The organism is Streptococcus sp. 29892 (assembly GCF_032594935.1).
In the GTDB taxonomy this organism is placed as follows: Bacteria; Bacillota; Bacilli; order Lactobacillales; family Streptococcaceae; genus Streptococcus; species Streptococcus hyiners.
Genome location: NZ_CP118734.1, coordinates 644,251 through 668,332, shown reverse-complemented (window position 1 = coordinate 668,332; position 24,082 = coordinate 644,251). Strand labels below are relative to the sequence as shown.

Sequence of the window (24,082 nt, the reverse complement as noted above, 5' to 3'; positions counted from 1 at the left end):
CTAACAATAGCCGTTAGGAAACTAAATATTATCGTAGCTTTATTGTATATTCTTCAAAATTTACTCCTTCACCGTCTCAATCCTCCACTCCTTCCAGCCTCTGAATCGAATAGCTCCTTGCTGATCGGTACGATAGACTTGGATATTGCGACTATCAAATCGTTCCAAGGTTTCTTGGTGTGGATGCTTGTAACGATTGTTTTCCCCAGCTGATACCAGGGCAATCTTGGCACCGATATGGTCTAAAAATTCAGGATAGGAAGAACCTTTGGAGCCATGGTGACCAGCTTTGAGGACATCGACAGGTAGTCGCGGATAAGCTTTTATCAAGTCCAGCTCCCCTTGCTCCAAGTCCCCTGTAAAGAGAAAATTGGTTTCCAGCAAGCGACCGTAGAGAACAATGGAATCATTATTGCCACCGTCGCCTGTCCCGTCTGGATAGAGGACCTCTAGATAGGCGTCAAACATCGGCAGGCGGTCGCCCACTTTTACCACATGGACAGGCACATTGATTTTTTTCAGAGTTGCTACAAAGTCAGGTACCGTCAGACTTCCCGGCGACACGACAATCCGACCAATCTGAACCTGCTTAGCTACTTCCAGCACATCGCCCACATGGTCTGTGTCGGTGTGGGTCAGCACTAGACTATCAATCCTATCCACGCCCCGACTGTGCAGATAGGGAATCAAAGTCCGCTCTGCATTTGCCTGCGAAGATCGCTCCTGCCACTCCTCCTTGGCCGCAAAATCGACTCGTCCGCCCACATCTATCAGAACCGTCCGCCCCCGCATATCCCGCAAAAAGATGCTGTCCCCCTGCCCGATGTCCGCCACCGTCACCTCGTTTTCCAGCGGGTGTTTGGTTATGAAAAATAGCAGAGCGAGGACCAAGCTCAGTCCTAGAAGCCATTTCTTTCTCCTGTGGAAATCGTAGAGCAAGAAGAGGCTGACCAGCAAAAGCAAGAGGACCAGCTCAGACGGCTTGCCCAGTATCCAAGGTCTGAAACCCAAATCAGCTACCCAGACAATGACTTTTTCCATCAAGACGAAAAATCCGTTGACCCAGGTAATCTTGACCAGAGGCGACAAAAGAAAAATGACCGACAAGCCTGGCAAGAGTAGGACATCAAAGACAAAGGAAAAGGCAAATGTCAAGAGGATAGACAGGGGCTGAAAGGCATAGAAATAGGTCATAAGCACTGGCAAAATCCCCAGCGAAATACTGAAACTCTCCACCGCAGCCTTTTTGACCTGCCCCAAGTCCTCAAAATCAAAGACCGTCAGCAAGAAAGCATAGGTAAAAGTCAGCACTCCACCTGCCGTCAGTAAAAATCGGGGCAGCATCAACAGGCAGACAAAGACCGTCACCGCAAAGTTATCCAACTTCCGCAAGCCCATATTGCCCAGAATTTTCTGGACCAAGGACCGCACCACTGACACAGAAAAGCCTGTCAAACCAGCATAGACCAGGGAAAAGGGAATCTGCAACTTATCCACTGTTTCCTTGGTCAAGCCCAAACGCAGTAAAATCCAACGAAACTTATCGATGAAAAATCCAACCTGCATACCTGACAGGGCAAAGAGATGAATGATTCCTAGACTAGAATAGAGGTCACTCATCTGGTCGAAATCACTATCCAGCTCCCCAAACAAAAGCCCTGTCATGTGGTGGCTCATGGGAGCCGAAAAATTGATTTTGACATAGACCAAGGCTTGCCTCCGCCAAGTTGACAGCCAGTCAAAAACATTCCAAGACTGGACAGGGACAATCTTCTTAATCGCCGTTAGCTTGACAGTCCGATAGATTCCTTGTGTTTTCAGATAAGCCTGATAGTCAAAGCCCTTGAAATTCCGCTGACCTGCTGGCAGGCTGACCTCTGCTTCCACTTCTAGTTGGACCAGGTCTGCCAGCTTTTGAAAATAGGTCTGTTCCTCCTGACTGGCTAATTTGTAGAAAACTTGATAGGTTTGTCCGTCAGCCCGACCGCGGAAGGACAGGCTGTCCCCGTTGACTTCAATGGTATCTGGAATGACCTGCACAGTGGTGACTTGCTCCGGGGCTGACTGGGCTGCCCCCTCCCATTGAAACTTTTGACATCCGAAAAACAGTCCAAACAGGGCTAGAAGCGGCAGCGTTTTGAGGAAAACTGTCTTACCTTGCTGAACACCAAAGACAACTAGTAACAAACTCAACAGGCCCATTGTCAAGAGGGAAAAAGAGTGGACTACAAAGTAGGCTACCACCGCCAAAAGAGCCAAGTGGATGGGCTGGCAGGGTAGCTTAGTCAACCGTGACATAAGGTCGGATGCTTTCCATGGTCTTGTCGCCGATGCCTGAAACATTGTTGAGGTCGTCCACCGACTTGAAACCGCCGTTGGCCTCACGATAGGCGATAATGTCCGCCGCCCGCTTGGCACCGATTCCCGAAATGGTCTGCAGGTCCGCCTCGGTCGCCGTATTCAGATTGACCAGACTGGTGCTTTTTTCTTCTGGGGACATAGCAGAGCTGGCAGTCGTGCTGGCCACCACCGAGATATTTTCGTCCTTGCTAGCCACATAGACCACCGCTTCGTCGCTGAGCTTCTGAGCCAGATTGATAGACTTGGGGTCTGCCTGACTGGTCAATCCGCCAGCTGCCTCAACCGCGTCATTGACACGCGCACCAGCTTCTAAAGTGTAGAGTCCCGGCTTTGCTACTGCTCCTTTGACATCAACGACCAGCTGGCTCGGTTCTTTACTTTCTTCTGTATTTCCTTCTGCACTGACTTCATTAACCTGCTCTTGACTGCTAGAAGTTTGTTCGGTCTGGGGAAAATCAGTCAGACCCGTCTGGTCAGACTTAGCTGGTTGGCTGAAAATTAAGAATGTCGCCATAAGCAAACCAGCTGCCGCAGGCAGGGCAATCTGCCACTTGTATTCTTTTAAGCTTTCTACATAGGTTTTAATCTTATTCATAAAGTACCTCCACCTATATAGTGCGTAAAAAATATGAAAATCCCGGCCCTATAAACCGAGATTTTCATATTTTGTTCGATAGCCAATCTGCAAGATTTTTCCATCTTGAATCAGCAAGGGACGCTTAATCAGCATGCCATCATTGGCTAATAAGTCTAATGCTTGGTCCACAGTCAAACTATCAAATTTATCTTTAAGACCAAGTTCACGATAGCTATTGCCGGAGGTATTGAAATACTTTTTCAATTCAAGACCTGTGGCTTCCATCCAGGCTTTGAGCTGATCTGCACTGGGAGGCGTTGACTTGATGTCAATAGCTTCAAATTCCAAGCCCAAACTCTTTAGCTCTGCCTTTGCTGCCCGACAGGTCGAGCATTTAGGATACTCATAATATAAAATCATTTTTTCACCTCAAAGTGTGGATTTTCATGTTGCAAGAGCCAGATTTTCTTATCCAAGCCACCTGCATAACCTGTCAACTGTCCCTTTTGATTGAGAACACGATGACAGGGGACAATGATAGAGTAGGGATTACGCCCAATCGCTCCCCCCACAGCCTGACCAGACCGAAGACCAAGTTGCTGGGCCAGTCTTCCATAGTTGGTCGTCTGTCCATGCGGTATCTCTTTTAATAGCCGCCAGACTTTTTCCTGAAAATCTGTTCCAACAGGCTCTAAGGGGAGGTCTGAAAAATCTACCTGCTCACCTGAAAAGTATGCATCTAGGAGCAGTCTTGTACTGTTTAAAATAGGATGTGAGCCTAGCACAGGCTTTTCATCTAAACCACGTTCAAAATATTTCTGCCCTTCGAACCAGGCACCGCGCAAGCCTCTATCACTGGCTACCAAGGACATGGGACCTAGTGGGCTCTGGTAGATGTTTTTTACATACATACTTAGTTTTTATTTTTGATAACACGAACCTTGACAATGGCTTCCGTTGCTTCAAAGTGAGCAACCAACTGGTCAATTTTACCCTTATCTGCCTCATCCAAGTCTAGCAAGGTATAGGCATAGTCACCTTTTGACTTGTTGATGATATTATCAATGTTAATGCCCAATTCAGACACAGCTGTGGTGATTTTTGCTACCATATTTGGAATATTCTTGTTAATCAAGGTGATACGATATGGAGCATCCAAAAATTGTTTGACATTTGGGAAATTGACGGAGTTGATAATTTCACCAGTCTCCATAAAGCGTCGTATGGTTTGACCAGCCGCAATGGCACAGTTAAGCTCCGCTTCTTCTGTTGAACCTCCAACGTGTGGGAAGACGATAATATTGTCCTTATTAAGCACTTCTTCGGTACCAAAGTCAGTAATGTACTTCTTGATAACACCTGCTTCAATAGCTTCAAACAAGTCGGCATTGTTGACCAATTCACCACGGGCAAAGTTAATCAAGGTTGTTCCTTTTTTCATTTGACCAAAACTGTCCGCATTGAACAAATCACGGGTCTTATCCGTCAGAGGAACATGGACAGTGATATAGTCGGCATTGGTAAAGATTTCTTTCAAATCATCTACTCGTTTGACATGGCTAGAAATACTCCATGCTGTTTCAATCGATACATAAGGGTCGTAGCCAAGAACATTCATGCCTAGACGGCGAGCATCGTTGGCAATACGAGCACCGATAGCACCGAGTCCGATAACACCAAGGGTTTTGCCTGAAATTTCAGTCCCTGCAAACTGCTTCTTACCTGCCTCAACTTGTTTTGGCACATCATCACCTGACAAGGTATTGGTCCAAGCTGTCGCTCCGATATAGTCACGCGCAGACAAGAGGATAGAGGCAATGACTGCTTCTTTTACGGCGTTGGCATTGGCTCCAGGAGTATTGAAGACCACAATCCCTTTCTCAGTCGCTTCATCGATTGGGATATTGTTGGTCCCTGCACCCGCGCGGGCAATAGCCTTGAGATTTTCAGGAAAATCAAAGCCGTGCAAGTTTTCAGAACGGATGATAAAGGCATCTGGATTTGCTGCATGATCTCCATCAATCTGGAAACGATTGCCCAATTCCTTAAGACCAACTTGGTTAATATTGTTAAATGTTCGTACGCTAAATACCATTATTCTTACCTAAAAAGGCGGAAGAGCCTCCGCCTGACTTTCTTTCATATTTTTAATTATTTCCAAGCAACCATCGATCGTCTTCACTAATCTCCTGATAGAGACTGCGTTCGCTCTTATGCTTGATTTTTTGGTAGGCTAGTCGTTCACCGTCCAAGGGCACCTTGCCACAATAGACAAAGCCTAGTTTTTCCAGAATATGTTGCATGGGCAGATTTTTCTCATGGGTGTCACATCGGAAGTCTGGTCCCTTTTGCCCTTCAATAATTCCTTGCAGGAAGGTCTGAACCACACCTTGTCCCTGAAACTCCTTAGCTACTGCCACACGGTGAATGGTGGTGTAAAGGGGATTGTTATGCTGCCACTTGCCATCATAGATGGCTTCATAGGCAGCCTCGGTCCCACGAAAGACAGCCGCATAAACCGCAACCTTTCCGTCCACCAGACCAACATAGCCCTTACCACTTAAAATATCATCAAAAATCGTATCTTGATCAGGATAAGCACCTTGCCACTGGCTACTGCCAGAAGCTGCCAGGAAAGCCTTGGCCTGATCCATAATCTGACAAATTGATCCTACTTCATTGGGATGCGCAAGACGGATTTCCATTAGGCATTCTCCGCTGCAAATTTTTTCATAAAGTCAATCAAGTCGACCACACCTTGGCGTGGGAAGGCATTGTAAAGCGAAGCCCGCATACCGCCAACAGAACGGTGTCCCTTAATATTCTTAAAGCCTGCCGCTGATGCTTCTTTAACGAACTTGGCATCCAATTCCTCGCTAGGTGACACAAATGGAATGTTGGCTACTGAACGCTCTTCTTTTTTACGAACAGGGTTTTTGTAGAAATTAGACTGATCAATGTAGTCATAAAGCAAGCCAGACTTTTCGCGGTTGATTTTTTCCATTTCATCCACACCACCGATTTCCTTGACCCATTCAAAGACTAGCTTAGAAATGTAGATAGAGTATGCAGGCGGCGTGTTATATAGTGACTCATTTTCTGCTTGGATACGGTAGTCCAACATACTTGAAAGCATTGGTTGGTCGTTGAGGAAATCCTCACGCACAATGACAACTGTCACACCAGCAGGCCCGATGTTCTTCTGAGCACCTGCATAAATCATGGCAAAATCTTCTACATTGTAGCGAGCCGCCAAGATGTTTGAAGACATATCTCCAATAACCGGAACGCCATTGGTATCAGGTATATTGTAAACAGCCGTACCTTCGATGGTATTGTTGGTTGTCAAGTGAACATAAGCTGCGTTTGGATCGATATCGTTCTTATCAAAGGTTGGCAATTCTGCATAGGTAATATCTTCTGTAGAGCCCAACAAAATTGGTTCAAAGTCAATAGTCTTAGATAATTTCACAGCCTCTGTGTAGGCTTTTTTGCCCCATGAACCACCTGCTAAATAGTAGGCTTTTTTACCTTGGGCAAAGTTTAGGGGAATCATGGTGAATTCCAAAGAAGCCCCACCTTGTAAGAAGATTACCTTATAATTATCAGGAATAGCCATCAATTCACGAAGGGTCGCTTCAGCACCTTTAATAATATCATCGAAGTCTTTGGAGCGATGGGACATCTCCAAAACACTCATTCCCGAACCATTGTAGTCCAAGAATTCAGCTTGAGCGCGTTCAAGCACTGGTTTTGGCAATACTGCAGGACCTGCAGAAAAGTTGTAGATTGTCATAAATTCCCTCCAAAATTAGAATGCGTTCATTATATCACAAGTATTCTGAAAATTCCATAAAATAAGCTACATTCTCAGAAAAGGTACGGAAAATGAGAAAAGGACTAGACTCAGCCTAGTCCATGATATAGATCATATACTTCTTGTTTTTTGAGTTGGTAGCGTTTTGCTACTTCTTTGATGGCCTGGTTGGGTTTGCTGCCCATTGCGATTTCCTTTTCCACCTCTGCCTTTAGATCCACTTCGTCTGCGGATGGTAACTCTTCTTCACCAACACCTGCAACAATGATTAAACACTCGCCCTTAAGGGGATTTTCCTTCAGATAATCTAGAACTTCTGTGATACTTCCTCGCTGGTACTCTTCATAGAGCTTGGTCAATTCCCGAACGACAGTCACTTGACGATCTCCATAGACAGATAGCATATTTTCCAAGGTATCAGCTACCCGATAAGGAGATTCATAGAAAATCTGTGTTTCAGGGTAGGCACGTTTTTCTTGGAAAAAGTCCTTTTGTTGCCCTGCTTTTCTCGGTAAAAAACCATAGAAAATATGAGGTTGGGGAGCCAGTCCCGAGGCAATCAAGGCTGTAATACCTGCTGAAGCACCAGGTAGGGCTATAACTGGGATGCATTCTTCAATCGCCACCTTGACCAAGTCATGACCTGGATCCGATATAGAAGGCAGACCTGCATCAGATACCTGGGCAATGGACTGACCCGACTTGAGCCAGTCTATCAGAACTGGAATTTTTTCATGGGCATTGTGCTCATGGAAGGAGGTTTGACGAGTTTCAATCTCAAAATGTTTGAGCAGAAGTCCTGTATTGCGAGTATCTTCCGCTGCAATTACATTTACTTCTTTCAAGGTCTGGATAGCTCGAAAGGTCATATCCTGAAGGTTACCAATAGGGGTAGGAACCAGATATAAGGTACCAAAGCTAGTCTGTCCCTTAAATGATTTTTGTACTTTCATGCTATTCTCGATTCAATAATTCAATACAGAACATACAGGGTTCATCATTTTCCCTGCGTTGTCCATAAGAAAAGGTACAGATATGGAAGCCATCTTCGTAGATATGTTCCAAGTTTTCCTTACCAAAGTTGGACGACTTATGGCCTATCTTATCTTCCTTCTCAAGACGCTCGCGCAATTTGGAATTTTCCAAACGCAAGGTCGTATTTTCATCAATGACACCCTGTAAATGCTTCTTTATGGCATCTACCTCTGCTAAGGTGGTCAAGAGATTTTGTGAAAAATCATCTAGGGCATCAAAAATTTCTTTCTTATCCATGGTCTTCCTTTCTTCTTATTTTAATGTCAGATACTCCAAACTATTCTGTAGGCTGACATTGGCCTGCCACATTTCCTTGGCTCTTAGTAGGTTATCCATTTTTTCAATTACCTGTGGCTCCAACATTCTTTCTGCTAATAATAGACCGAGTAAATCAAACAAACGTCCTTGCTCTGCCTTTTCCACAGCCAAGGAAAGCAAGCTCCCTACCTGCAAATAAGCCCGATTGCTGTCGGTCAGCAGCAGATCGATAAATTTCCTAGCCTGACCCATTAGCTCCAGAAAATTCTTATTCTCCGCTAATTTTAGGGCCTCTTCCTGACTAGAAACCAGTCGCGCTAGCAGGTTGGCCTGGTTTTTCAACAAACCTTCTTCCTCCAGCAACCGCTCCAAGAGGGACAGATTTTTAGGGAAACCAATTATCTGTGTCCGGCTCTTAATGGTCGGCAGCACTGCTTCTTCCTGATTGGTCAAGAGAAAAATATGGATATCTGACTGAGGTTCCTCGATTACTTTCAGGAGAGAATTGGCTGCATTGGCATGCATTTTCTCAGCATCTCGAATGATAAAAACCTGTTTACTAGATTCAAAACCTGACTGAGAGAAATTCTTGACCAATTCACGAACAGTTTCTGTCTTGATGATATTGCCCTGGGGAGCTAGCAAGGTCACATCTGAAAACTCATCCGCTTCAATTAAACGACAAGTTCGACAATTCTGACAAGGTAACACACCTACTTTTTCCCCACAAAATAAGGACTGGCTGAGAAAAATAGCCATGTCATAACTGGCAAAATCACCAGAAAACAGATAGGCATGGGCCAGACGTCCTTGCTCCAAAATGGTCACAAATCGCTGGAATAGGCCAGCTTGTAACTGTCTTAGTTCTTCAATTTTCATGCTCTTTCCGCAAACCGTTTCTTAATGACTGACAAAGCATCCGCAACAACAGCTTCTAAAGGCTGACTTGCATCAATCTTGACCAAACGCTCTGGCTCTTTTTCTAAAATACTGAGATAGCCCTGCCGAACCCTTTTATGCATATCCGCCTTTTCCATGTCCAGACGGTCCACATCTCGATCCGCATTACGAGAAATCCGAGCTAGGCCCTCTTCTGTGTCAATGTCAAAATAGAGGGTCAAATCAGGTTTCAAGCCATCTGTCGCAAACTGATTCAGCCAGTTAATATCAGCCACATCCAAGCCCCTTCCAAAGCCTTGATAGGCAATGGAAGAATCGATAAAACGATCAATTAAAAGCAACTTACCTTCAGCCAAGGGAGGTAAGATTTTTTCTTTCAAGTGCTGACGACGGGCTGCGATAAAGAGTAAGAGCTCCGTCTTATCATCCATTTCCGTATTGGCTGGATCCAAAATAATAGAGCGAATGTCCTCAGCAATGGCCACTCCGCCTGGTTCTCTAGTTGTCACCACTTCTGGACCTAGCTCCTGCAAGGCTGGTAACAATTCCTGCAAAACCGTTGTCTTCCCAGCCCCATCTGGACCTTCAAATGTAATAAAAAAACCCTTACTCATCCTTCTCCTCATTCTTTGAACCTATATTCACAGTTGGCAGTTCTATCTAGGACCATCTTTTAGGCTAAGCATTGTTCGTTTTTCAACAAACACTTACTAGACTAGCCAAAAACATCACTGGATATTATGCGCTTTACTGGTGAAAATAGGCTCTGAGATATTCATTCCATTTTACCAAAAAATAGGCAAAAAATCACTTGAAAAATAGACTTGTTTTTTATATGAAAATCTTTTACAATTGATATATAGATTTCTTAGGAGGGCCTTATGATTCGTATAAAGAATATAGTCTTGATTTTGCTTGGTGCTGGTCTATTTGCCTTTGGACTAAATTACCTCATCATGCCCAATCGCTTGTTTGAGGGAGGAGCGACTGGACTGGCACTCATTATTTATTACCTATTCCATATTCAACCATGGGTAATGAACATTGTGATCAACATTCCCTTGTTTATTCTTGGTTGGAAAATATTAGGTAAAAAAACTCTCTATCTCAGTATTTTAGGGACCTTGGCTGTTACTGTTTGGCTGGCCATTTTTGAAAAAATCCCTTTCTCCATCAATCTCCAGCAAGATTTGATTTTGGTCAGTATCTTAGGTGGCATTCTGATGGGGTTGGGTCTGGGAACCATCTTTCGTTCAGGGGGAACAACTGGAGGGAGTGATATTATCGCCCGTATCGGTCATAAATACACTCCATATTCTATTGGACAAATTATCCTAGCCATTGATATCCTAATTCTGACCTTGATTGTCATTGTCTTTAAGGACCTTCGAACTGTCCTATATACCTTGATGATGGTAGCCATCGCTTCCCGTGTCATTGACTTTGTCACTGAGGGTGGCTACGGTAGCAAGGGAGTGATGATTGTTTCACAAAAATCCGATCAGCTTGCCCAGGCCATTGATAGCGAGATTGAACGTGGCGTCACCTTTATCAAGGCACAAGGTTTCTATAGCAAGACCAATGTCAATATGATCTACTCCGTCATCTATAAAAGTCAATTACAAGAAATGAAGGAACTCATCCATCGAATTGACCCCCACGCTTTTATCACCATAACAGATGCCCATGAAGTGCTAGGGGAAGGATTTACACTCGACCGAGATAAAAAGCCACTAGAACGGCATTGATAAGAAAACTAAAACTGCAGATTCAAATGTCTGCAGTTTTTTGCATTATTCAGTTGTTTCAAGTGGCTGTTCAGCTTCGGACTGTGCTTCTTTTCCTTGTTCTAGCAAGGCAGCGATAATCTTCTGATCACGCAATTTTACAGAATCATTGATGGTTTCAGCAGATCGGATAATGGCCGCTTCCAGCTCACGACGTTTTTGACGACCTTCGTCAATAGCCGCAATAATACCATTGTTCTGGGCGACCAAACTCTCTGCCAACTTGGTAACAGAAGCCACTGAAAGGGTAGGATTTTGTGCCGTGCGTTCCATCATCGGAATGGCTTCTTTTGACGTATCCGCCAGCATTTGAAGAGCCGCATTGTTGGCATTAACAATGGCATCCGCTGTCTGACTAGACTTGATAGACTGTTGTAGGATACCCAACTGGGCAATAGACAGCTTCATTGTCGGAATGGTATTGCGGCGCAACATACCAAGTCGTTGCTTCATATCTGACGAAACTTTGACAAGGTTGCGCATTTGCGGCGTTGTTGTCCAGGCAACGTACAGGCGACTCATGTATTCTGAGTGTTGTTGTTCCAGAATATTGGCAACTTCTGTCACACGCGCCAGCTTTTCAGAAGCAACTTGATAGTCTACCGTAGTTGGTTGCAGACCTGCCAAGCGTTCCTGCTCTGCTTTTGCTCGCTGGGCAGCCTCTTGACCAGTGGCTTCGATAAAGGCGATAACACCGACTAGATTTTCAATAGACTTGGTATTGTTCTCAATCAGGAGCTCCGCTGATACGATATTACGGGACAAGACTTCCTCTTGCTTGACCACGCTGGCCGCCATGCTGTCCATTTTCTTTTCAATGGTCTGCGAATCAAAGTAAAATTCCTGCAAGTCATTTTTGGTCTGCTTAAACAAGCGCTGGAAGAAACCTGGTTTCTTTTCCAACTCAGCAGTTGTCGAAATGTCCTTGTACTTAGCCACAAAGCCATTTAATTCACGGTTGGTATTGGCCAACAGCTCATCCACCTGTGGAATTTCAATCTTTTTCTGTTCAGACAGAATGTGGTTGACCGTCGCATTGACTTCTTCTACGGCTTCCTTACCGAAGTCCAAGAGAGCATTCTGGTTGGCCAAGAAATTATCTACCAATTGCGGTGCTTTGGCACGAATGCCTGTCTGTTGTTCTGGTGTCAACTGGGCCAAGAAAGATACCTTGGTCGTATCTCCAGCTGGTGTTGCTTGAATGATTTCTGTGGTCTTGTCCTTGGTTGACAAACTATTATTAGCAATCTGATCAATATCGAAATTAAATCCTGACATCTTATCCCTCTTTCTTCTTCATCATGCGCAGGCTGATTTCAAAATCCTGCATATCGGCTTCGTTAAATTGTTTAATGGTATCGTCCAAATCCCTGTCAAAGGTTTCCAGAGCCAGCTTGGCCTGGGCAAGTCGCTCCTCTGCATTGAAATAATCTTTTGGAGATTCCTTGATTTTCAAATAGCCTTGTAAAATATCCCTAAAGCGGCTCATATTAGCTTCATGGATGGCTGTCAATTCTTCCCGCTTATCCGGTGCATTTTCAAGTTTCTCTAGAATAACCTGATTGTCCCTTTGAATATTGCAATAGGTTTCAAGAATTTCAGGAGCCAATTCTGCAATATAGGCTTGCTCGTCCCCAGGTTTAGCTTGCCTAGGAGGACGCTCACTTTTCAGATTATCATGACTTTCAGTAAAGGAGGAAGTCTGCTCAGGCATTTTTAATTGATATTTTAGTTGCAGGGTATCGACAATTTCCTTGCTTTGAAAGGCATCCAGGTATTTGCCGTTCTTTTGATAGAGCTGGTCTAATTCAAATAATTCTCCTAAGATGCGACTACGCAAGCTTAAAACTACTTTATCCTCACCGCTTTCCGCCAACAATTGCTGGTGTTTCTCAAATCCAGACCGAATGCTGAGCTGGAGGGTCTGCAAGCGATTGATTTTGTCCCCATGCAAAAAACGGTTGATATTATCACGCTGGAAAATCTTTCCAAGCATTGGTAAGACAACTTTTCCAAGAACTTTGAACAAACCGAAGACTAGAACAAGCAGGATACTTTCAATATCGTCATCATGTCTGTACTTCTTGTATTTCTTATATCCCATACTTCCTCCTCTTGTAATCCCTTTTATTATACCATATAAGTATTTTATCTAGTCAAAACTTATTTACAAAAAGAAGAAAAAGCCGAGAAATCTCGACTTTTAGATATTTTTTGCAACAGTTGGTACTAGGCTGTCAATTTGCAAACCCGCACCCTCGAATAGACTACGAACTTCTTCTACATCTACCTTACCATCAATTTGGACTTCGATAACTGCCTTGCCTGATTTGGTCACCAATTGAACAGTTGAAGCGATATTATAGTCTTTATCAGCAACCAAGCGAATAATCTTCTCTAACTCCCCTGCCTTGTTTTCCACAAGGAAACGAGCACGAACACCCTCTTCGCCATAACCTGACACATGGAGAAAGGCTGCAAATACATCACGGTCAGTGATAACACCATAGAGTTGGCCATTGTCCACAACTGGAAGAATACCGACCTTGTTTTTGTACATGAGGTAAACAGCATCTTCAAGACTGGCATAGCCTGAAACAGTGATGACATTTTTAATCATAACGTCTTTGACCTTGGTCTTGTTTAGAAGATAGTTCATCTCGTAGATAGATAAACTAGTTGCCTTAGATGGACTGGCTTCAGCAATAGTTCCTTCCGTCACCAAGCCGACCAATTTGTCATTTTCAATCACGGGCAAACGGTGCAAGCCTTGCTCACGCATCAAATCAGCCGCATGGGCAATGGTTGTATCCGGTGAAATATAAACAACCTTACGGGTCATAAAATCTTTAACTGACATAGGATATCCTCCTGATATTTTTCCTACATCCATTATAGCACAATGCGAAAACGATTTCAATATTTTGTGAAAAGAAATGAAAATCAGAGACCTTAATCAACAGAAAGAATATCTAAACCAAGCCTCTATCATTGAAGGGTGATTAGGCAACCATCGTTCTACCATTTTGACTTCCTCCTAAAACTGATGGTCTTGTGAAAGGGAAGCCAACTGTTCTGAGGTTAAACCAGTGATTTCTAAAACATCTTCTATGCCAATACCTCTGTTTAATAAGCGCTGAGCAACTTCTAATCGTCCTTCTAATCGTCCTTCTTCCTTACCGTTCCGTCTGCCACGTATAAAAGAACTTTCCAATTCACCAAAGTGGTTGGAAGCGTTGCGCAACCATTGATCTACCATTTTGACTTCCTCCTCTGTCCATGTATTTCTATCCAGCAGGTGTTCTGCCTTTTCAATTACATCTGATGTAGCTTGACTAAATTCTCGATTGGCAAAAAATTCAATCCATTGACGCTGACTTTTCTCAAGCTGACCCTTACGGAATTTTTTCAGTTCAATAATGACCATCTCAAACGGCTTTTTCAATTCCTCATGTTCGCCAAATGGCAATTCCAAGATTTGACCCCCATCTTTTTCAGTCAATACAAAACTATGAATAGGTTGGTCGTCATCAAAATACCTGCTGGCTACTAAGGCAATCGAATAAATCGGTGAAATTTTGTCATACATATCATGTGTCTGCGTGACTTTCTCACGAACATTGGGCAAGTCCTTGACCAGATGTTGACAGGTATAGGTCCACAAACGCTTGATAAAACTATTCTGATAGGCAACTTGTATCTCGATGATGACTTGCGTCCCATCATCCATTCGAGCCAGAATATCCACCGTAGTGCTAAAGTGACCGGTCCTTTCTTTTTTTACATCCGCTATGGTGCCATTCAAAATTTGAACCGTCTTAGGGCGAAAACCTAGAAAGGTATTGATAAAATCAATAGTAATCTCATGGTCATTAAAAATCTTTTTTGCAATAACATCAGCCATGGGACTGACTGCCTGACGACGTTTAGTCATTTTTTATCCTCCAAATAAAGTGATTGAGAAATATTCTCTACCTATTTATTCGAAGTTCCTAGTTATATTATAGCATTTTGGGAAACAATTTTCAAAACCAAAAAGACGAAAAAAAGCAGAGCTAGTAATCCAACTCTGCTTCTCAGTATATAAGTGTGTTTAGTAAGTCAGGAATAAGGTGGGTAAATTAAGTTCCTTCTCCTATTTCAACTTCTCCAGAAAGGCCGTCAGCTCTGCCTGGGCTTCTGGTGTGGTACCGACTAGCTGACCAAGCATGCTTTCAAGTTGGGCTGTGGTTGCTGCGATTTCCTTATCGGTCTGGGCCAGCTTGTCCGCAAGCTCTGTTAGTGGAACAACAGGCTCTTCCTCAAAGGTATCGACATAGCGAGGGATGTTGAGGTTGTAGTCGTTTTCCACAATCTCTTCAAAGCTAGCTAGGTGGGCAAACTTGTCCACATCTTGCCGGTCTTGATAAGCTTTCAAAATCTTGGCGATATGGTCATCGGTCATGATATTTTGGTTTTTGCCCTTGTCAAATTCTTTAGAAGCATCGATAAAGAGGACATCTTTACTGGTGCGGTTTTTCTTGAGAATGATGACTGTGGTTGGAATGGAGGTATTATAGAAGATGTTGGCTGGTAGACCAATCACGGTGTCAATGGCTCCTTCTTCTAGGAGATGCTGACGGATTTTCTGCTCTGCATTTCCCCTAAAGAGAACCCCGTGAGGGAGAACAATGGCCATAACACCTGAATGCTTGAGGTGGTAGAAACCATGAAGAAGGAAGGCGAAGTCAGCCTTGGACTTGGGTGCCAGAACACCATAGCTGGAGAAACGTGCGTCTTGCAAGAAACCAGCGTCCCCGCTCCACTTCTGAGAATAAGGTGGGTTCATGAGTACCCCGTCAAAGTCTGTCGGCTCAGTCGTTGGCCAGTCCGCATCAAGGGTATCACCAACATGGAGTTTTTGGTTTTCGATGGCAACCCCGTGGAGCATCATGTTCATGCGAGCAAGGTTGTAGGTCGAGGTGTTAATCTCCTGACCGAAGTAGGAAACGGTCGAAGACTCTTTACTGTAACGTTTGGCGTTAAGAAGGAGGGAACCCGATCCCATGGTTGGGTCATAGAGGGTCATGCCCTTTTGATGTTCCCGTCCAAGAAAGACAATCTGGGTCATGAGGTGGGAAACGGCTTGAGGTGTATAGAACTCGCCTGCTTTCTTACCAGAGTCGCTGGCAAACTGACCAATCAGGTATTCATAGGCATCCCCCAAGACATCCCCATCATGGTTACTGAGATTGAGTTCATGAAGTTCTTTGATCAGGGCTGAAATGACCTGATTCTGCTTTTGCGGTGTTGGCCCTAGCTTTTTAGAGTAGAGGTCGATGTCTTCAAAAAGGTTTTCAAAAATCTCGTTGGACTGCTCAATGTCACGGAAGCCCTGTGCCAAATCTTCCAACTGGAAGTTGCTGGTGTGGACTTTTGCCACCAAGGCCGTAAAGGTCAGACCAGGCTCGATAAAGTAACCTAGCTCATCATCAAGGACATCTAGCAAATCTTCCTTAACATCTGGATCCGCAAAATTTTCTTCATAAAGTCTTTGAGCCTGTGACAAACTATCAAAGGATTCATCAAGGTTGTCACACACTGCCAAAAGCAACTTATCTGATAGGTATTTGTAAAAAATCAAGCCCAAAAGGTAGGACTTGTATTCGTTAGCGTCCATCTTGCCACGGAGAATATCCGCCGCATTCCAAAGAGACTGGTAAAGGGATTGAGAGTTGTTTTCTTGTGTCATTTGATTTCCTTTTCTCTTATACAAATAATTTACGGAGTAGCGTCTTTTTCATCTCTTTCAAGCTAGCTAGCTTGTCCTCCACTTGAGTAATCTCTTGATCGAGGGTTTGGAAGAAAGTGCCGATGGCTTCTTGTTCGGGGAGGGAAGGGAGGGACAAATAAAGTTGTTCAACGGAAGTATAATTCACATAAATTTGAGTTCCGCCTTGAACAATTTTCTTCACTTGTTCTCTGAAAACTCCGTTTAATACCACATAAGCAAATTTAGGATATATCACGCTATTAAAACTAATAATTTCGGTCCTTTGGTTGATAACAAATTCATCATCTGTCTCAATTAAAAGACATCGACCTATAATATTTCCATTAGCGGTCTTATCATTCAAAACCATTGTCAATTCATTTTTATTTACAACTTTTGAACGCGTTACTTCATTCTCTACTGCACGAATTTTTTGGTCTATATATTTATTGTCTAAACCATAGCTACCTATAGAAATAACTTTGTATTTTCCATCTTCTGAAAAGTATTTTTCAATTGCTGTTCCACCTCTATGAGTAGAAATCTCCCCCAACTTCCGCAGTTCCCAGTCGTCTTCAAAGCCTCGGAAGCGAAGAGCTGGTTTGGTTTGTCCCTTGGCTGGAAAGAGGAGTTTGAGATAGGTCTTCTTCTGCTCCTTGAGCGTGTCCAACTTACGCTGATGAAGGGTGATGTGGCGGTCCAGCGTGGAGAAGAAAGTGCCGATGGCGGATTGTTCTTGTTGCGAAGGTATATGGACTACAAAATTTTCTACAGCTTTCTTGGATATATTTAGCTGGGAAGAACCTGCTCCTTGTAATTTAAAGTAATGCTGATTAGCGTTTATATATGCAAATAAATATTTACAGTCTGCATAATCATTGTTTCTTAATAGAGCTACCCGTTGATTTAACACAAATCTATCGTCTTCTGGAATAATTGCTACTCTGCCAAGTAAATCTCCATGTCCCACATCACTAAGAACCATAACTAAATCATTTTTATTTAGCGTTTCTGAAGCAGAATTGATAAATTTACCAGATGGTTTTAAGCCACCCTCAATAGAAATTGAATTTAAGTTTATTAGTTCGTATTTACCAAAATCAGATTGATTATCCTCATACCCTTTTCCATTCCGATAACTTGTGAGTTCCCCCAACTTCCGCAGTTCCCAAGCGTCAGTGTAGCCTTGGAAACGATAGGCTGGGATATTATTGTTTGTTTTCATTTAATTTAATAACTCCTTTCTCATCTGTTCAGTATTATTACTTTGAACAAATTTTATTCGTTCCTCACCAGTCAATCGAACTAATTCACTCTTACCTAAAATAATTGCTAGATTTTTAACAATAGCACGTTTAGCATCCAAGTTATAATATGTAAAAATGAAACGATAGTCCCAACCTTTAATTTCCGATAATTCAAAACACTTCTTGAATATTTCTTTATCGAGAGGATCAACAGAATGTCCAAACACGACAATATTTAATGCTGTTGATTGTGTATAAAAATCTCCACCGTTATGGGAAGAACCCCAAAATTTCTCATAAAAATTACCTGTTTCTTTAACTACTCGTTGATAAAATTTCTGATAAGGAATTAAGTCTTGATTGATATTTTCAGCTTCTGCTTCCTTATCTTCAATACCAAAAACCATGGTATTGATGTCATCATCCGAACGTTCAAAACTACATTTTCCATGAACGAAGTGAGTATTATCCTCGGTCACATCCAACATTTTTCTAGCAGTATTGGTATAATTAAAAGTAATAACTTTAGATTTTTCAATATTTTGAATAGCATCCAATGCTGTTGAAGCAGGGCTAATCTTTTGAATTTCAAAATCAACCTTATCCAAATAGGTTAGATAAAATTCAAGGTAGTTTGTCAAATCATCTAATGCTTTTAGGAACTTGTCATTAATAGTATCTAATACATTTGAGCGAACAACACGCGACTGTCCTTTAAATTGTTGTCGCATAATATTATAGATATACAGAATTGCAATATAGTTATCCTCATTACGAAAAGCCGTCTCTGTTTTAGATGCAAATAATTTTTGAATTTGATCTAAATTATTTTTTATTATTTGAACTCCTTCTGCGATATCAGAGATTGCCAATTCAATTCCTGACCAGTTTTTACCAAGTTTATCTTTATACTTTTCAATATAGTTAATGTACAAATTATTTGGGAGTTCTAATAACCATTCAATATTTCTGTTTTCGGAGCTTTTTGTTAATTCAAGTACACAATCTAAGTTAAATAAACTATTACTAATGCTAGTGCCATTTTTGAGTTCTTCCCTAATTTGATTTAGTAAATATCTTTTAGTTGCACCATTATTGAATGAATTCAAAGCTACTAGGGTTATACAATCATCTTTTAATATTGCTAATTTCTCAAAAATATGTTCTGAAATTAGTAAAAATTTTTGATCTGCTTTCAACTTGTTATAAAAATTTTGTTCTTCTTCTGATCGTTTAGTCTCATCATGATCTTCCCAGAGCTCATCTATGTCATCGATAAAAGCAGAGAATGCTTCTTGAATATCTTTTGCATTGTAATGTTGCAGAATATGGCAACCTAAAACCTTTATATGCCTAGCAAATTTCAAAAAATCCCCATAGCTAGTCTTTCTCCCCATCGCAAGGTCAAAACCATTTCCTAAAATTAAAATATTTTCTGCCATTCCCTTCTCCTTTCTATTGTCATTTCCATCAAATACCGCATTTTGTAGAAATAGCTCTCAATTATTCAATTCTATTTTGACAAAATCGCCGTTTTGTTAAAATAGACTTTAGTTTTTTCATTCTAATTTGACAAAATAGCTGTTTTGAGCAGATAGAAAATAAATCTCAAGGTCTATTTTGACAAATTGAGGGTTTTGTCAAAATACATCTACCCTACCTCCCCCTCAATGGTAGGATTTCTTCCGCAATCATGTTCATATAGTCCTCTTTGAGGGCTTTTTTGTATTTGAGCTTGTTGAGGGCTTGGTCGCCTTTGTTTTCCTTGTAGCTGGTATAATCGTAGGTATCAACAAGGGCTTTTTCTCCGATTTGCTTGTCCTTGCCGACTCGGTAGTTGTCCACGATAAACTGGAGTTCGTCTTCGCCAACACACCAATCTCGTGCTGTAGTGACGACTTGCTCACGGATAGTTAGGTCAATCATCTCGTCAAGCTTGTGGGCAATGGATTGGCCCTTGTAATCTTGAGTATTGGTCTGAGCTTCCTGCCAGATTTTTGAGATGAGTTGGGAGAGTTTGGGATTGGTCTTGTCCAAGTCTGCGATGTAGTTGTCCACCATCTTTTTCTCCTTATCAGGAATGACTTGATTTTTACTGTCAATCAGGTTCTGGATAAGAGAGATGATATAGTGGTAATTGATTTCATCCGTACGGACAGACTCCAGCTCGTATTCAATATCAAAAGGCGTATCTTCTATGCCCTCGTCATCCTTCCGCCGTCTGCGGAGTTCTTCAATGACATTTTGGTATTGTCCAGAAAAATTCTCAATATCCTCCAGACTAAGCCCGATTTCCTTGAGCATGTCCTCTTGCTCGTAGTCGGCATAGACCTGGACGGAGGCAAAGAGCTTGTCAAATTCCTGAAAGGCCTTGGCAAAGCGTTTCAACTCGGCATCACTGCTGGCATCCAGGTCTGGCACCATTTCAGGATTTGGGGCAATAGCCAGCAACTGCTGAACTTTTTCCTTGAACTTGGCTTTTTCTTCCAACCAAGTTGGAGCCAGCACCGCAAACTCACCGCCATTTGAATACAGACTGAGGGCCTCATCCACTTTTTCCTTGAAGTGATCCGGAGTCTGGAATGTCACGATTTGTCCAAACTTCTTGCCCTCGTCAAAGAGACGATTGGTCCGTGAAAAGGCTTGGATGATGTGCTGGGGTTTCATAGGTTGCCTGTCCATGAAAATGGTAGACAAGCAAGGAGCATCAAAGCCCGTCAAGAGGCGATCCACCACGATGACCAAGTCCAACTGCTCCTCACGGAAGGCATACTTGTCTTTTTTCCGAGCCAAGCGTTCGTTGAGGTCAGTATTATAGGAACCAAGGGTCGCCATAGTGAAATGCGTACCAAACATGGCATTGTAATCCTCCAAACTCTTGCTCATGTAGTCTTGATTAGCAAAGGAAGACTCTTCATTTTCAGATACTGAGTATGTGATGGCAACTTTTGGAAAATCAGGCAAGACTTTTTTGACTGATTCCGAAATCGTCAGGCTCTTCTGTCCAGCCTTGACTTCTTGTATCAGGTCATAGTAGGCTTGGGCACGGGTGATGGACTTGACAGTCAGTAGGCCCTCGTAGGTTTTCCCTACACCGTTTTGGAAACCAAGTTTGCGTTTGGATTTGTTTAAAATGGCATCCAACACCGTCAGCATGTGCCGTTCATCGTCGTAAAACTCGTCTTCGATTTCATCCTCAGCCCAGCCAGGCATGGTGGTCTGGTATTCCACTTGGAAACCAAGAACAGCTCGGTCATGGATGGCTTCTTTGACCGTGTACTCATGAAGACACGGACCATACTGTTCTTCTGTTGTCTGGGCCAAATCCCCTTTTTGTTCTCGCTTGTTTTCCTTGAAAATAGGGGTTCCTGTAAAGCCATACCAGAGGGAATGAACAAAGAACTGCTCTAAAATCCGTTGGCGTTCTGGGGTGACAGCCCGGTGGCATTCGTCCACAACAAAGGCTAGATTTAGGTTCTTAACACGTTGGTGGAATTTCTCATGAATCCCCTCTTCAAATTGACGCAGGAGGGTATTGAGTTTTTGGATAGTGGTGACGACGACACGGCGGTCTTCTGAAGACAGATTTTTCAACAAGTGCTGGGTATCGTCCGTCTGGTCAATATCTATCATGTCATTTTCCGCGTAGGATAGAAAGGCAGCGGTGGTCTGCTGGTCAAGGTCTGTCCTATCAATAACAAAAATGGTCTTCTCAATAGATGGAATTTGCAGGAGATTGCGTGCCACCTTGTAGGATGTCAGGGTCTTACCAGAACCAGTCGTGTGCCATATATAGCCTGACTGGCGTAGACGGCTAGCTTCTCTGATGGCTTCGATGGCATGAATTTGATAGGGACGAAGCAGGATAAGGGCTTTTTTGTCGTCGTCAATCACACTATATTGCATGACCAATTGGTGAGCCATGGGAATGGATAGGACCTCTCTGGCAAAGTCAAAAAGATGGGGCTGTGCTTGATTGTGCTTATCCACCCATTTGGTCAAGAAGCGGTCGTTGAGCTTGGATTCCTTGGCTGCTGCTATGTAGCGGGTTTCCGTGATATTTGACACTACAAACATCTGCAGGCTTGAAAAGATACCCTTAAACTGACCTTCTTGTTCATATTTGCGAATTTGACGGAAGGCATCCATATAGGGATGGGAACGGCTCTTGAGCTCAATCTGAATCATGGGAAGGCCGTTAATCAAGAGGGTCACATCACCCCGTCTTTGTCTGGCAGCATCACCACCTGTCACAACTTGGTTGACGACTTCATAGCTGGACTTACCCCCAGCAACATTGTGTCGCCAGATGACTTCCAATCGGATGGTGCCTAGACTGGCATCTTCTCGTTGGACTTGCACCTTGGCAATGCCATTCTCACCTGCCAGCCACTTGGCTGCTTCGTAGAAATTGACAAAGTTGAGTTGGTTCTTGATTTGGTGTTTTTCTTGGTCTGTCAGAGGATGGTCAGCTAAATAGCGGACGTTATTAGCCTCTAGCTTGGCGAAAAAGTTGGACCAAAGGAGCTCTTCACTATTGAGTTCAGGACGATAGACCCACTGACTCTCTCCGCTGGTCAGATGGCGGATGAGTTCATCTTCTATCTGTAGCTCATTGGCAGGCTTCTTGGTCTGATAAAGAGCCTGAGGGTCAACCAGCTCCCGTTGACCAGGTAGTAAACGTAGACTGACTTGAAAATCTTTCAAATCCTCTTCATTGACCTTTTGCAAGAGTTTGTGGAGATGCTTACGGAAACCGATTAACTGACCGTGGGCATCTGCCAATTTCTGCTCTGCTTGGGCATAGTGGTCAGGCTTACGCTTGATGTCCAGATAGCCTTTGACAATATCGGTCAGGCGGGCTTGTTCCACTTGGTAAACAGCCTCCAACTCCAAGGCATTGTCCTGTCTTTCTAGTTTTTCTAGCAAGCCTACTTGGTATTCCTCTATGGCTTTCATTTCTTCCAAGAGTTCTGGTGCATAGACTGGTATGTCTAGCATAAGGTGTTTCCAAGTCATCTAGACACCAGCCTTTCGACAACGCAAAAAGCCTGCCAAGACTGGCAGGTTTTGTTTACTATAGAATTGAACAAGTGTTTTAGATTGCTTTGATATATATATATATATATGCAAATCTATTTAGAAGTTTCATATCTCTCTCCTAAAATACAAATAGGTATTACAAAAACTATTTTACCACACTATAGCCCCAAAATACATACTGTCTGATGCAATTCTGTTATTTTGTAACAAAAAATCAGCGATAGAAAACCGCTGATTGATACGCTATTTTGATGAACCTATCCCTTCACCGCAAAGTAATGACCACTTGGGCTGGCAAAATTAAAGTTAGGGAAGGGTTCTGCATTGACTGCGCTACACGTATCTGTCAAGCCAGAGATACGTTTTTGAAGCCCCTCAATATCATCTGTTTCAAACAAGATACTTGGCTTCATATCGATTACTTCTGGTGATACTTGACGAATAAATTCGTTAGCATAGACAGTAATAGTCGTAGTAGCTTCTGGATGTGGCTGCATATCAAAAGTTTCATAGCCCATCATCTCAGCTTCATTCACAATCACAAAACCAGCCGCAGTCCAAAAAGCCTTCTCAGCAGCAACATCATCCACATAAAACATCAATCCAAATTCTTTGGTAAACATCATTTCTCCTTATCATTTCAATGTGGTTTATACATAATTCCACATAATTAACTCAATCTAGTTTATCCTATCAGAATGTTCTTCCTTTTGCAAAACTGGGATTTCTGACAACTCTCTTTTCAAATTCTTAATCTCACTTTTCAATGACATATTCTTAGTCAATCCAAGTAAGTATTGAATGAACATACCAATCAAGAGCGAGCCAATTATCACCAAAATCAAGGGCATTCTAAATTGGCCGAACAAGTAATTGACAACAACTTCCTGACGATTAGCCAAAGAAAGAACGACTGTCAAAATAATGACAAGCAACAATCCAATAAGCGATAATCTCTGTTTCATTCTATCTCCATTTCTACTATGACAGTCTAGCATAAGAAGACTGACTTGGCAAGGAAGTCAACTTTCCACGTTGAAGAATTGGAATATAAAACCAAGCAGATTGTCTACCTCAACTTCCTATTTCCTTTCTAGGCTCAGGCTGAAATAGTTCACTCCACCGGACCTTGATTTAAAGAAAAACGCCTACCGACGTTTCCCATTTCCAACCTAAAAAGGTCCAAAAAATGAATAAAAGGAAAGACCGTCTGCCGACGGTCCCTATTTCCGACCTAAAACAACCCGTCAGGGTTACGGACAAACCAGCAACATGCATTGCTGTTTTTCCTATTTCCCGATTAAA

Annotated in this window: 22 protein-coding genes; 1 reads left to right on the top strand and 21 read right to left on the bottom strand. The window is 42.7% G+C overall.

Going from position 1 to position 24,082, the window contains the following annotated elements; all coding sequences use genetic code 11:
- Nucleotides 1–60 precede the first annotated feature (60 nt).
- From PW220_RS03430 to tmk, 11 genes are all read right to left on the bottom strand, one after another.
- Complete coding sequence (locus tag PW220_RS03430; protein WP_248054595.1) at nucleotides 61–2,298, bottom strand: DNA internalization-related competence protein ComEC/Rec2; 2,238 nt, start codon at nucleotides 2,296–2,298, stop codon at nucleotides 61–63.
- Nucleotides 2,282–2,956: a helix-hairpin-helix domain-containing protein gene (locus tag PW220_RS03425; protein ID WP_248054597.1), complete on the bottom strand. Its 675-nt coding sequence runs from the start codon at nucleotides 2,954–2,956 to the stop codon at nucleotides 2,282–2,284. Before PW220_RS03425 ends, PW220_RS03430 begins: the two co-directional genes overlap by 17 nt.
- A 48-nt stretch (nucleotides 2,957–3,004) precedes the next feature.
- Nucleotides 3,005–3,358 (bottom strand): arsenate reductase family protein, encoded by a 354-nt coding sequence (locus PW220_RS03420; RefSeq protein WP_172050191.1) that lies wholly within the window; start codon nucleotides 3,356–3,358, stop codon nucleotides 3,005–3,007.
- Nucleotides 3,355–3,849: a methylated-DNA--[protein]-cysteine S-methyltransferase gene (locus tag PW220_RS03415; RefSeq protein WP_248054598.1), complete on the bottom strand. Its 495-nt coding sequence runs from the start codon at nucleotides 3,847–3,849 to the stop codon at nucleotides 3,355–3,357. Before PW220_RS03415 ends, PW220_RS03420 begins: the two co-directional genes overlap by 4 nt.
- 2 nt (nucleotides 3,850–3,851) lie before the next feature.
- Nucleotides 3,852–5,033, bottom strand: coding sequence for a 3-phosphoglycerate dehydrogenase family protein (locus PW220_RS03410; protein ID WP_248054599.1), 1,182 nt, complete (start codon nucleotides 5,031–5,033; stop codon nucleotides 3,852–3,854).
- 52 nt (nucleotides 5,034–5,085) lie between these two features.
- Complete coding sequence (locus tag PW220_RS03405) at nucleotides 5,086–5,643, bottom strand: GNAT family N-acetyltransferase (protein WP_248054600.1); 558 nt, start codon at nucleotides 5,641–5,643, stop codon at nucleotides 5,086–5,088.
- Nucleotides 5,643–6,734, bottom strand: coding sequence for a 3-phosphoserine/phosphohydroxythreonine transaminase (gene serC, locus PW220_RS03400; protein WP_105117396.1), 1,092 nt, complete (start codon nucleotides 6,732–6,734; stop codon nucleotides 5,643–5,645). Before serC ends, PW220_RS03405 begins: the two co-directional genes overlap by 1 nt.
- Before the next feature lie 110 nt (nucleotides 6,735–6,844).
- Nucleotides 6,845–7,708 carry a 16S rRNA (cytidine(1402)-2'-O)-methyltransferase gene (rsmI, locus tag PW220_RS03395; protein ID WP_248054601.1) on the bottom strand — a complete coding sequence of 288 codons (864 nt, stop codon included), beginning with the start codon at nucleotides 7,706–7,708 and terminating at the stop codon, nucleotides 6,845–6,847.
- A 1-nt stretch (nucleotide 7,709) separates the two neighbouring features.
- Entirely contained in the window at nucleotides 7,710–8,027 is a 318-nt protein-coding gene (yabA, locus tag PW220_RS03390) for a DNA replication initiation control protein YabA (protein ID WP_105117394.1), read from the bottom strand.
- Nucleotides 8,028–8,042: 15 nt separating this feature from the next.
- A complete protein-coding gene (locus PW220_RS03385; protein WP_248054602.1) occupies nucleotides 8,043–8,927 on the bottom strand; it encodes a DNA polymerase III subunit delta' in 885 nt (294 codons plus the stop codon).
- Nucleotides 8,924–9,562: a dTMP kinase gene (tmk, locus tag PW220_RS03380; protein WP_248054604.1), complete on the bottom strand. Its 639-nt coding sequence runs from the start codon at nucleotides 9,560–9,562 to the stop codon at nucleotides 8,924–8,926. Before tmk ends, PW220_RS03385 begins: the two co-directional genes overlap by 4 nt.
- A 267-nt stretch (nucleotides 9,563–9,829) precedes the next feature.
- Between tmk and PW220_RS03375 the strand changes: the two genes are divergently transcribed.
- Nucleotides 9,830–10,696, top strand: coding sequence for a YitT family protein (locus PW220_RS03375; protein WP_248054606.1), 867 nt, complete (start codon nucleotides 9,830–9,832; stop codon nucleotides 10,694–10,696).
- Nucleotides 10,697–10,741: 45 nt separating this feature from the next.
- On the opposite strand, the gene PW220_RS03370 is transcribed toward PW220_RS03375, so the two are convergent.
- The 10 genes from PW220_RS03370 to PW220_RS03325 form a co-directional block, all read right to left on the bottom strand.
- On the bottom strand, nucleotides 10,742–12,013 hold the full coding sequence (locus tag PW220_RS03370) for a toxic anion resistance protein (protein ID WP_105209874.1): 1,272 nt from the start codon (nucleotides 12,011–12,013) through the stop codon (nucleotides 10,742–10,744).
- A gap of 1 nt (nucleotide 12,014) precedes the next feature.
- Nucleotides 12,015–12,839 carry a hypothetical protein gene (locus tag PW220_RS03365; RefSeq protein WP_248054608.1) on the bottom strand — a complete coding sequence of 275 codons (825 nt, stop codon included), beginning with the start codon at nucleotides 12,837–12,839 and terminating at the stop codon, nucleotides 12,015–12,017.
- 99 nt (nucleotides 12,840–12,938) lie between these two features.
- Nucleotides 12,939–13,595 (bottom strand): CBS domain-containing protein, encoded by a 657-nt coding sequence (locus PW220_RS03360; protein WP_172029664.1) that lies wholly within the window; start codon nucleotides 13,593–13,595, stop codon nucleotides 12,939–12,941.
- 177 nt (nucleotides 13,596–13,772) lie between these two features.
- Nucleotides 13,773–14,669 (bottom strand): Rpn family recombination-promoting nuclease/putative transposase, encoded by an 897-nt coding sequence (locus PW220_RS03355; protein ID WP_248054610.1) that lies wholly within the window; start codon nucleotides 14,667–14,669, stop codon nucleotides 13,773–13,775.
- 201 nt (nucleotides 14,670–14,870) lie between these two features.
- Nucleotides 14,871–16,466, bottom strand: a complete 1,596-nt coding sequence (locus PW220_RS03350; RefSeq protein WP_248054612.1) for a type I restriction-modification system subunit M — start codon at nucleotides 16,464–16,466, stop codon at nucleotides 14,871–14,873.
- 16 nt (nucleotides 16,467–16,482) lie between these two features.
- Nucleotides 16,483–17,712 carry a restriction endonuclease subunit S gene (locus PW220_RS03345; RefSeq protein ID WP_248054614.1) on the bottom strand — a complete coding sequence of 410 codons (1,230 nt, stop codon included), beginning with the start codon at nucleotides 17,710–17,712 and terminating at the stop codon, nucleotides 16,483–16,485.
- On the bottom strand, nucleotides 17,713–19,176 hold the full coding sequence (locus PW220_RS03340) for an AbiH family protein (RefSeq protein WP_248054616.1): 1,464 nt from the start codon (nucleotides 19,174–19,176) through the stop codon (nucleotides 17,713–17,715).
- Between the two features lie 214 nt (nucleotides 19,177–19,390).
- Nucleotides 19,391–22,753 (bottom strand): type I restriction endonuclease subunit R, encoded by a 3,363-nt coding sequence (locus PW220_RS03335; protein ID WP_398582930.1) that lies wholly within the window; start codon nucleotides 22,751–22,753, stop codon nucleotides 19,391–19,393.
- 281 nt (nucleotides 22,754–23,034) lie between these two features.
- Entirely contained in the window at nucleotides 23,035–23,400 is a 366-nt protein-coding gene (locus PW220_RS03330) for a VOC family protein (RefSeq protein ID WP_105118807.1), read from the bottom strand.
- A 57-nt stretch (nucleotides 23,401–23,457) separates the two neighbouring features.
- A complete protein-coding gene (locus PW220_RS03325) occupies nucleotides 23,458–23,742 on the bottom strand; it encodes a LapA family protein (RefSeq protein ID WP_161941429.1) in 285 nt (94 codons plus the stop codon).
- Nucleotides 23,743–24,082: the final 340 nt, after the last annotated feature.

Excerpts from the sequence above, each read along its gene's own strand:
- PW220_RS03430 (WP_248054595.1), bottom strand. The coding sequence starts at position 2,298 with ATGTCACGGTTGACTAAGCTACCCTGCCAGCCCATCCACTTGGCTCTT.
- PW220_RS03425 (WP_248054597.1), bottom strand. The coding sequence starts at position 2,956 with ATGAATAAGATTAAAACCTATGTAGAAAGCTTAAAAGAATACAAGTGG.
- PW220_RS03420 (WP_172050191.1), bottom strand. The coding sequence starts at position 3,358 with ATGATTTTATATTATGAGTATCCTAAATGCTCGACCTGTCGGGCAGCA.
- PW220_RS03415 (WP_248054598.1), bottom strand. The coding sequence starts at position 3,849 with ATGTATGTAAAAAACATCTACCAGAGCCCACTAGGTCCCATGTCCTTG.
- PW220_RS03410 (WP_248054599.1), bottom strand. The coding sequence starts at position 5,033 with ATGGTATTTAGCGTACGAACATTTAACAATATTAACCAAGTTGGTCTT.
- PW220_RS03405 (WP_248054600.1), bottom strand. The coding sequence starts at position 5,643 with ATGGAAATCCGTCTTGCGCATCCCAATGAAGTAGGATCAATTTGTCAG.
- serC (WP_105117396.1), bottom strand. The coding sequence starts at position 6,734 with ATGACAATCTACAACTTTTCTGCAGGTCCTGCAGTATTGCCAAAACCA.
- rsmI (WP_248054601.1), bottom strand. The coding sequence starts at position 7,708 with ATGAAAGTACAAAAATCATTTAAGGGACAGACTAGCTTTGGTACCTTA.
- yabA (WP_105117394.1), bottom strand. The coding sequence starts at position 8,027 with ATGGATAAGAAAGAAATTTTTGATGCCCTAGATGATTTTTCACAAAAT.
- PW220_RS03385 (WP_248054602.1), bottom strand. The coding sequence starts at position 8,927 with ATGAAAATTGAAGAACTAAGACAGTTACAAGCTGGCCTATTCCAGCGA.
- tmk (WP_248054604.1), bottom strand. The coding sequence starts at position 9,562 with ATGAGTAAGGGTTTTTTTATTACATTTGAAGGTCCAGATGGGGCTGGG.
- PW220_RS03375 (WP_248054606.1), top strand. The coding sequence starts at position 9,830 with ATGATTCGTATAAAGAATATAGTCTTGATTTTGCTTGGTGCTGGTCTA.
- PW220_RS03370 (WP_105209874.1), bottom strand. The coding sequence starts at position 12,013 with ATGTCAGGATTTAATTTCGATATTGATCAGATTGCTAATAATAGTTTG.
- PW220_RS03365 (WP_248054608.1), bottom strand. The coding sequence starts at position 12,839 with ATGGGATATAAGAAATACAAGAAGTACAGACATGATGACGATATTGAA.
- PW220_RS03360 (WP_172029664.1), bottom strand. The coding sequence starts at position 13,595 with ATGTCAGTTAAAGATTTTATGACCCGTAAGGTTGTTTATATTTCACCG.
- PW220_RS03355 (WP_248054610.1), bottom strand. The coding sequence starts at position 14,669 with ATGACTAAACGTCGTCAGGCAGTCAGTCCCATGGCTGATGTTATTGCA.
- PW220_RS03350 (WP_248054612.1), bottom strand. The coding sequence starts at position 16,466 with ATGACACAAGAAAACAACTCTCAATCCCTTTACCAGTCTCTTTGGAAT.
- PW220_RS03345 (WP_248054614.1), bottom strand. The coding sequence starts at position 17,712 with ATGAAAACAAACAATAATATCCCAGCCTATCGTTTCCAAGGCTACACT.
- PW220_RS03340 (WP_248054616.1), bottom strand. The coding sequence starts at position 19,176 with ATGGCAGAAAATATTTTAATTTTAGGAAATGGTTTTGACCTTGCGATG.
- PW220_RS03335 (WP_398582930.1), bottom strand. The coding sequence starts at position 22,753 with ATGACTTGGAAACACCTTATGCTAGACATACCAGTCTATGCACCAGAA.
- PW220_RS03330 (WP_105118807.1), bottom strand. The coding sequence starts at position 23,400 with ATGTTTACCAAAGAATTTGGATTGATGTTTTATGTGGATGATGTTGCT.
- PW220_RS03325 (WP_161941429.1), bottom strand. The coding sequence starts at position 23,742 with ATGAAACAGAGATTATCGCTTATTGGATTGTTGCTTGTCATTATTTTG.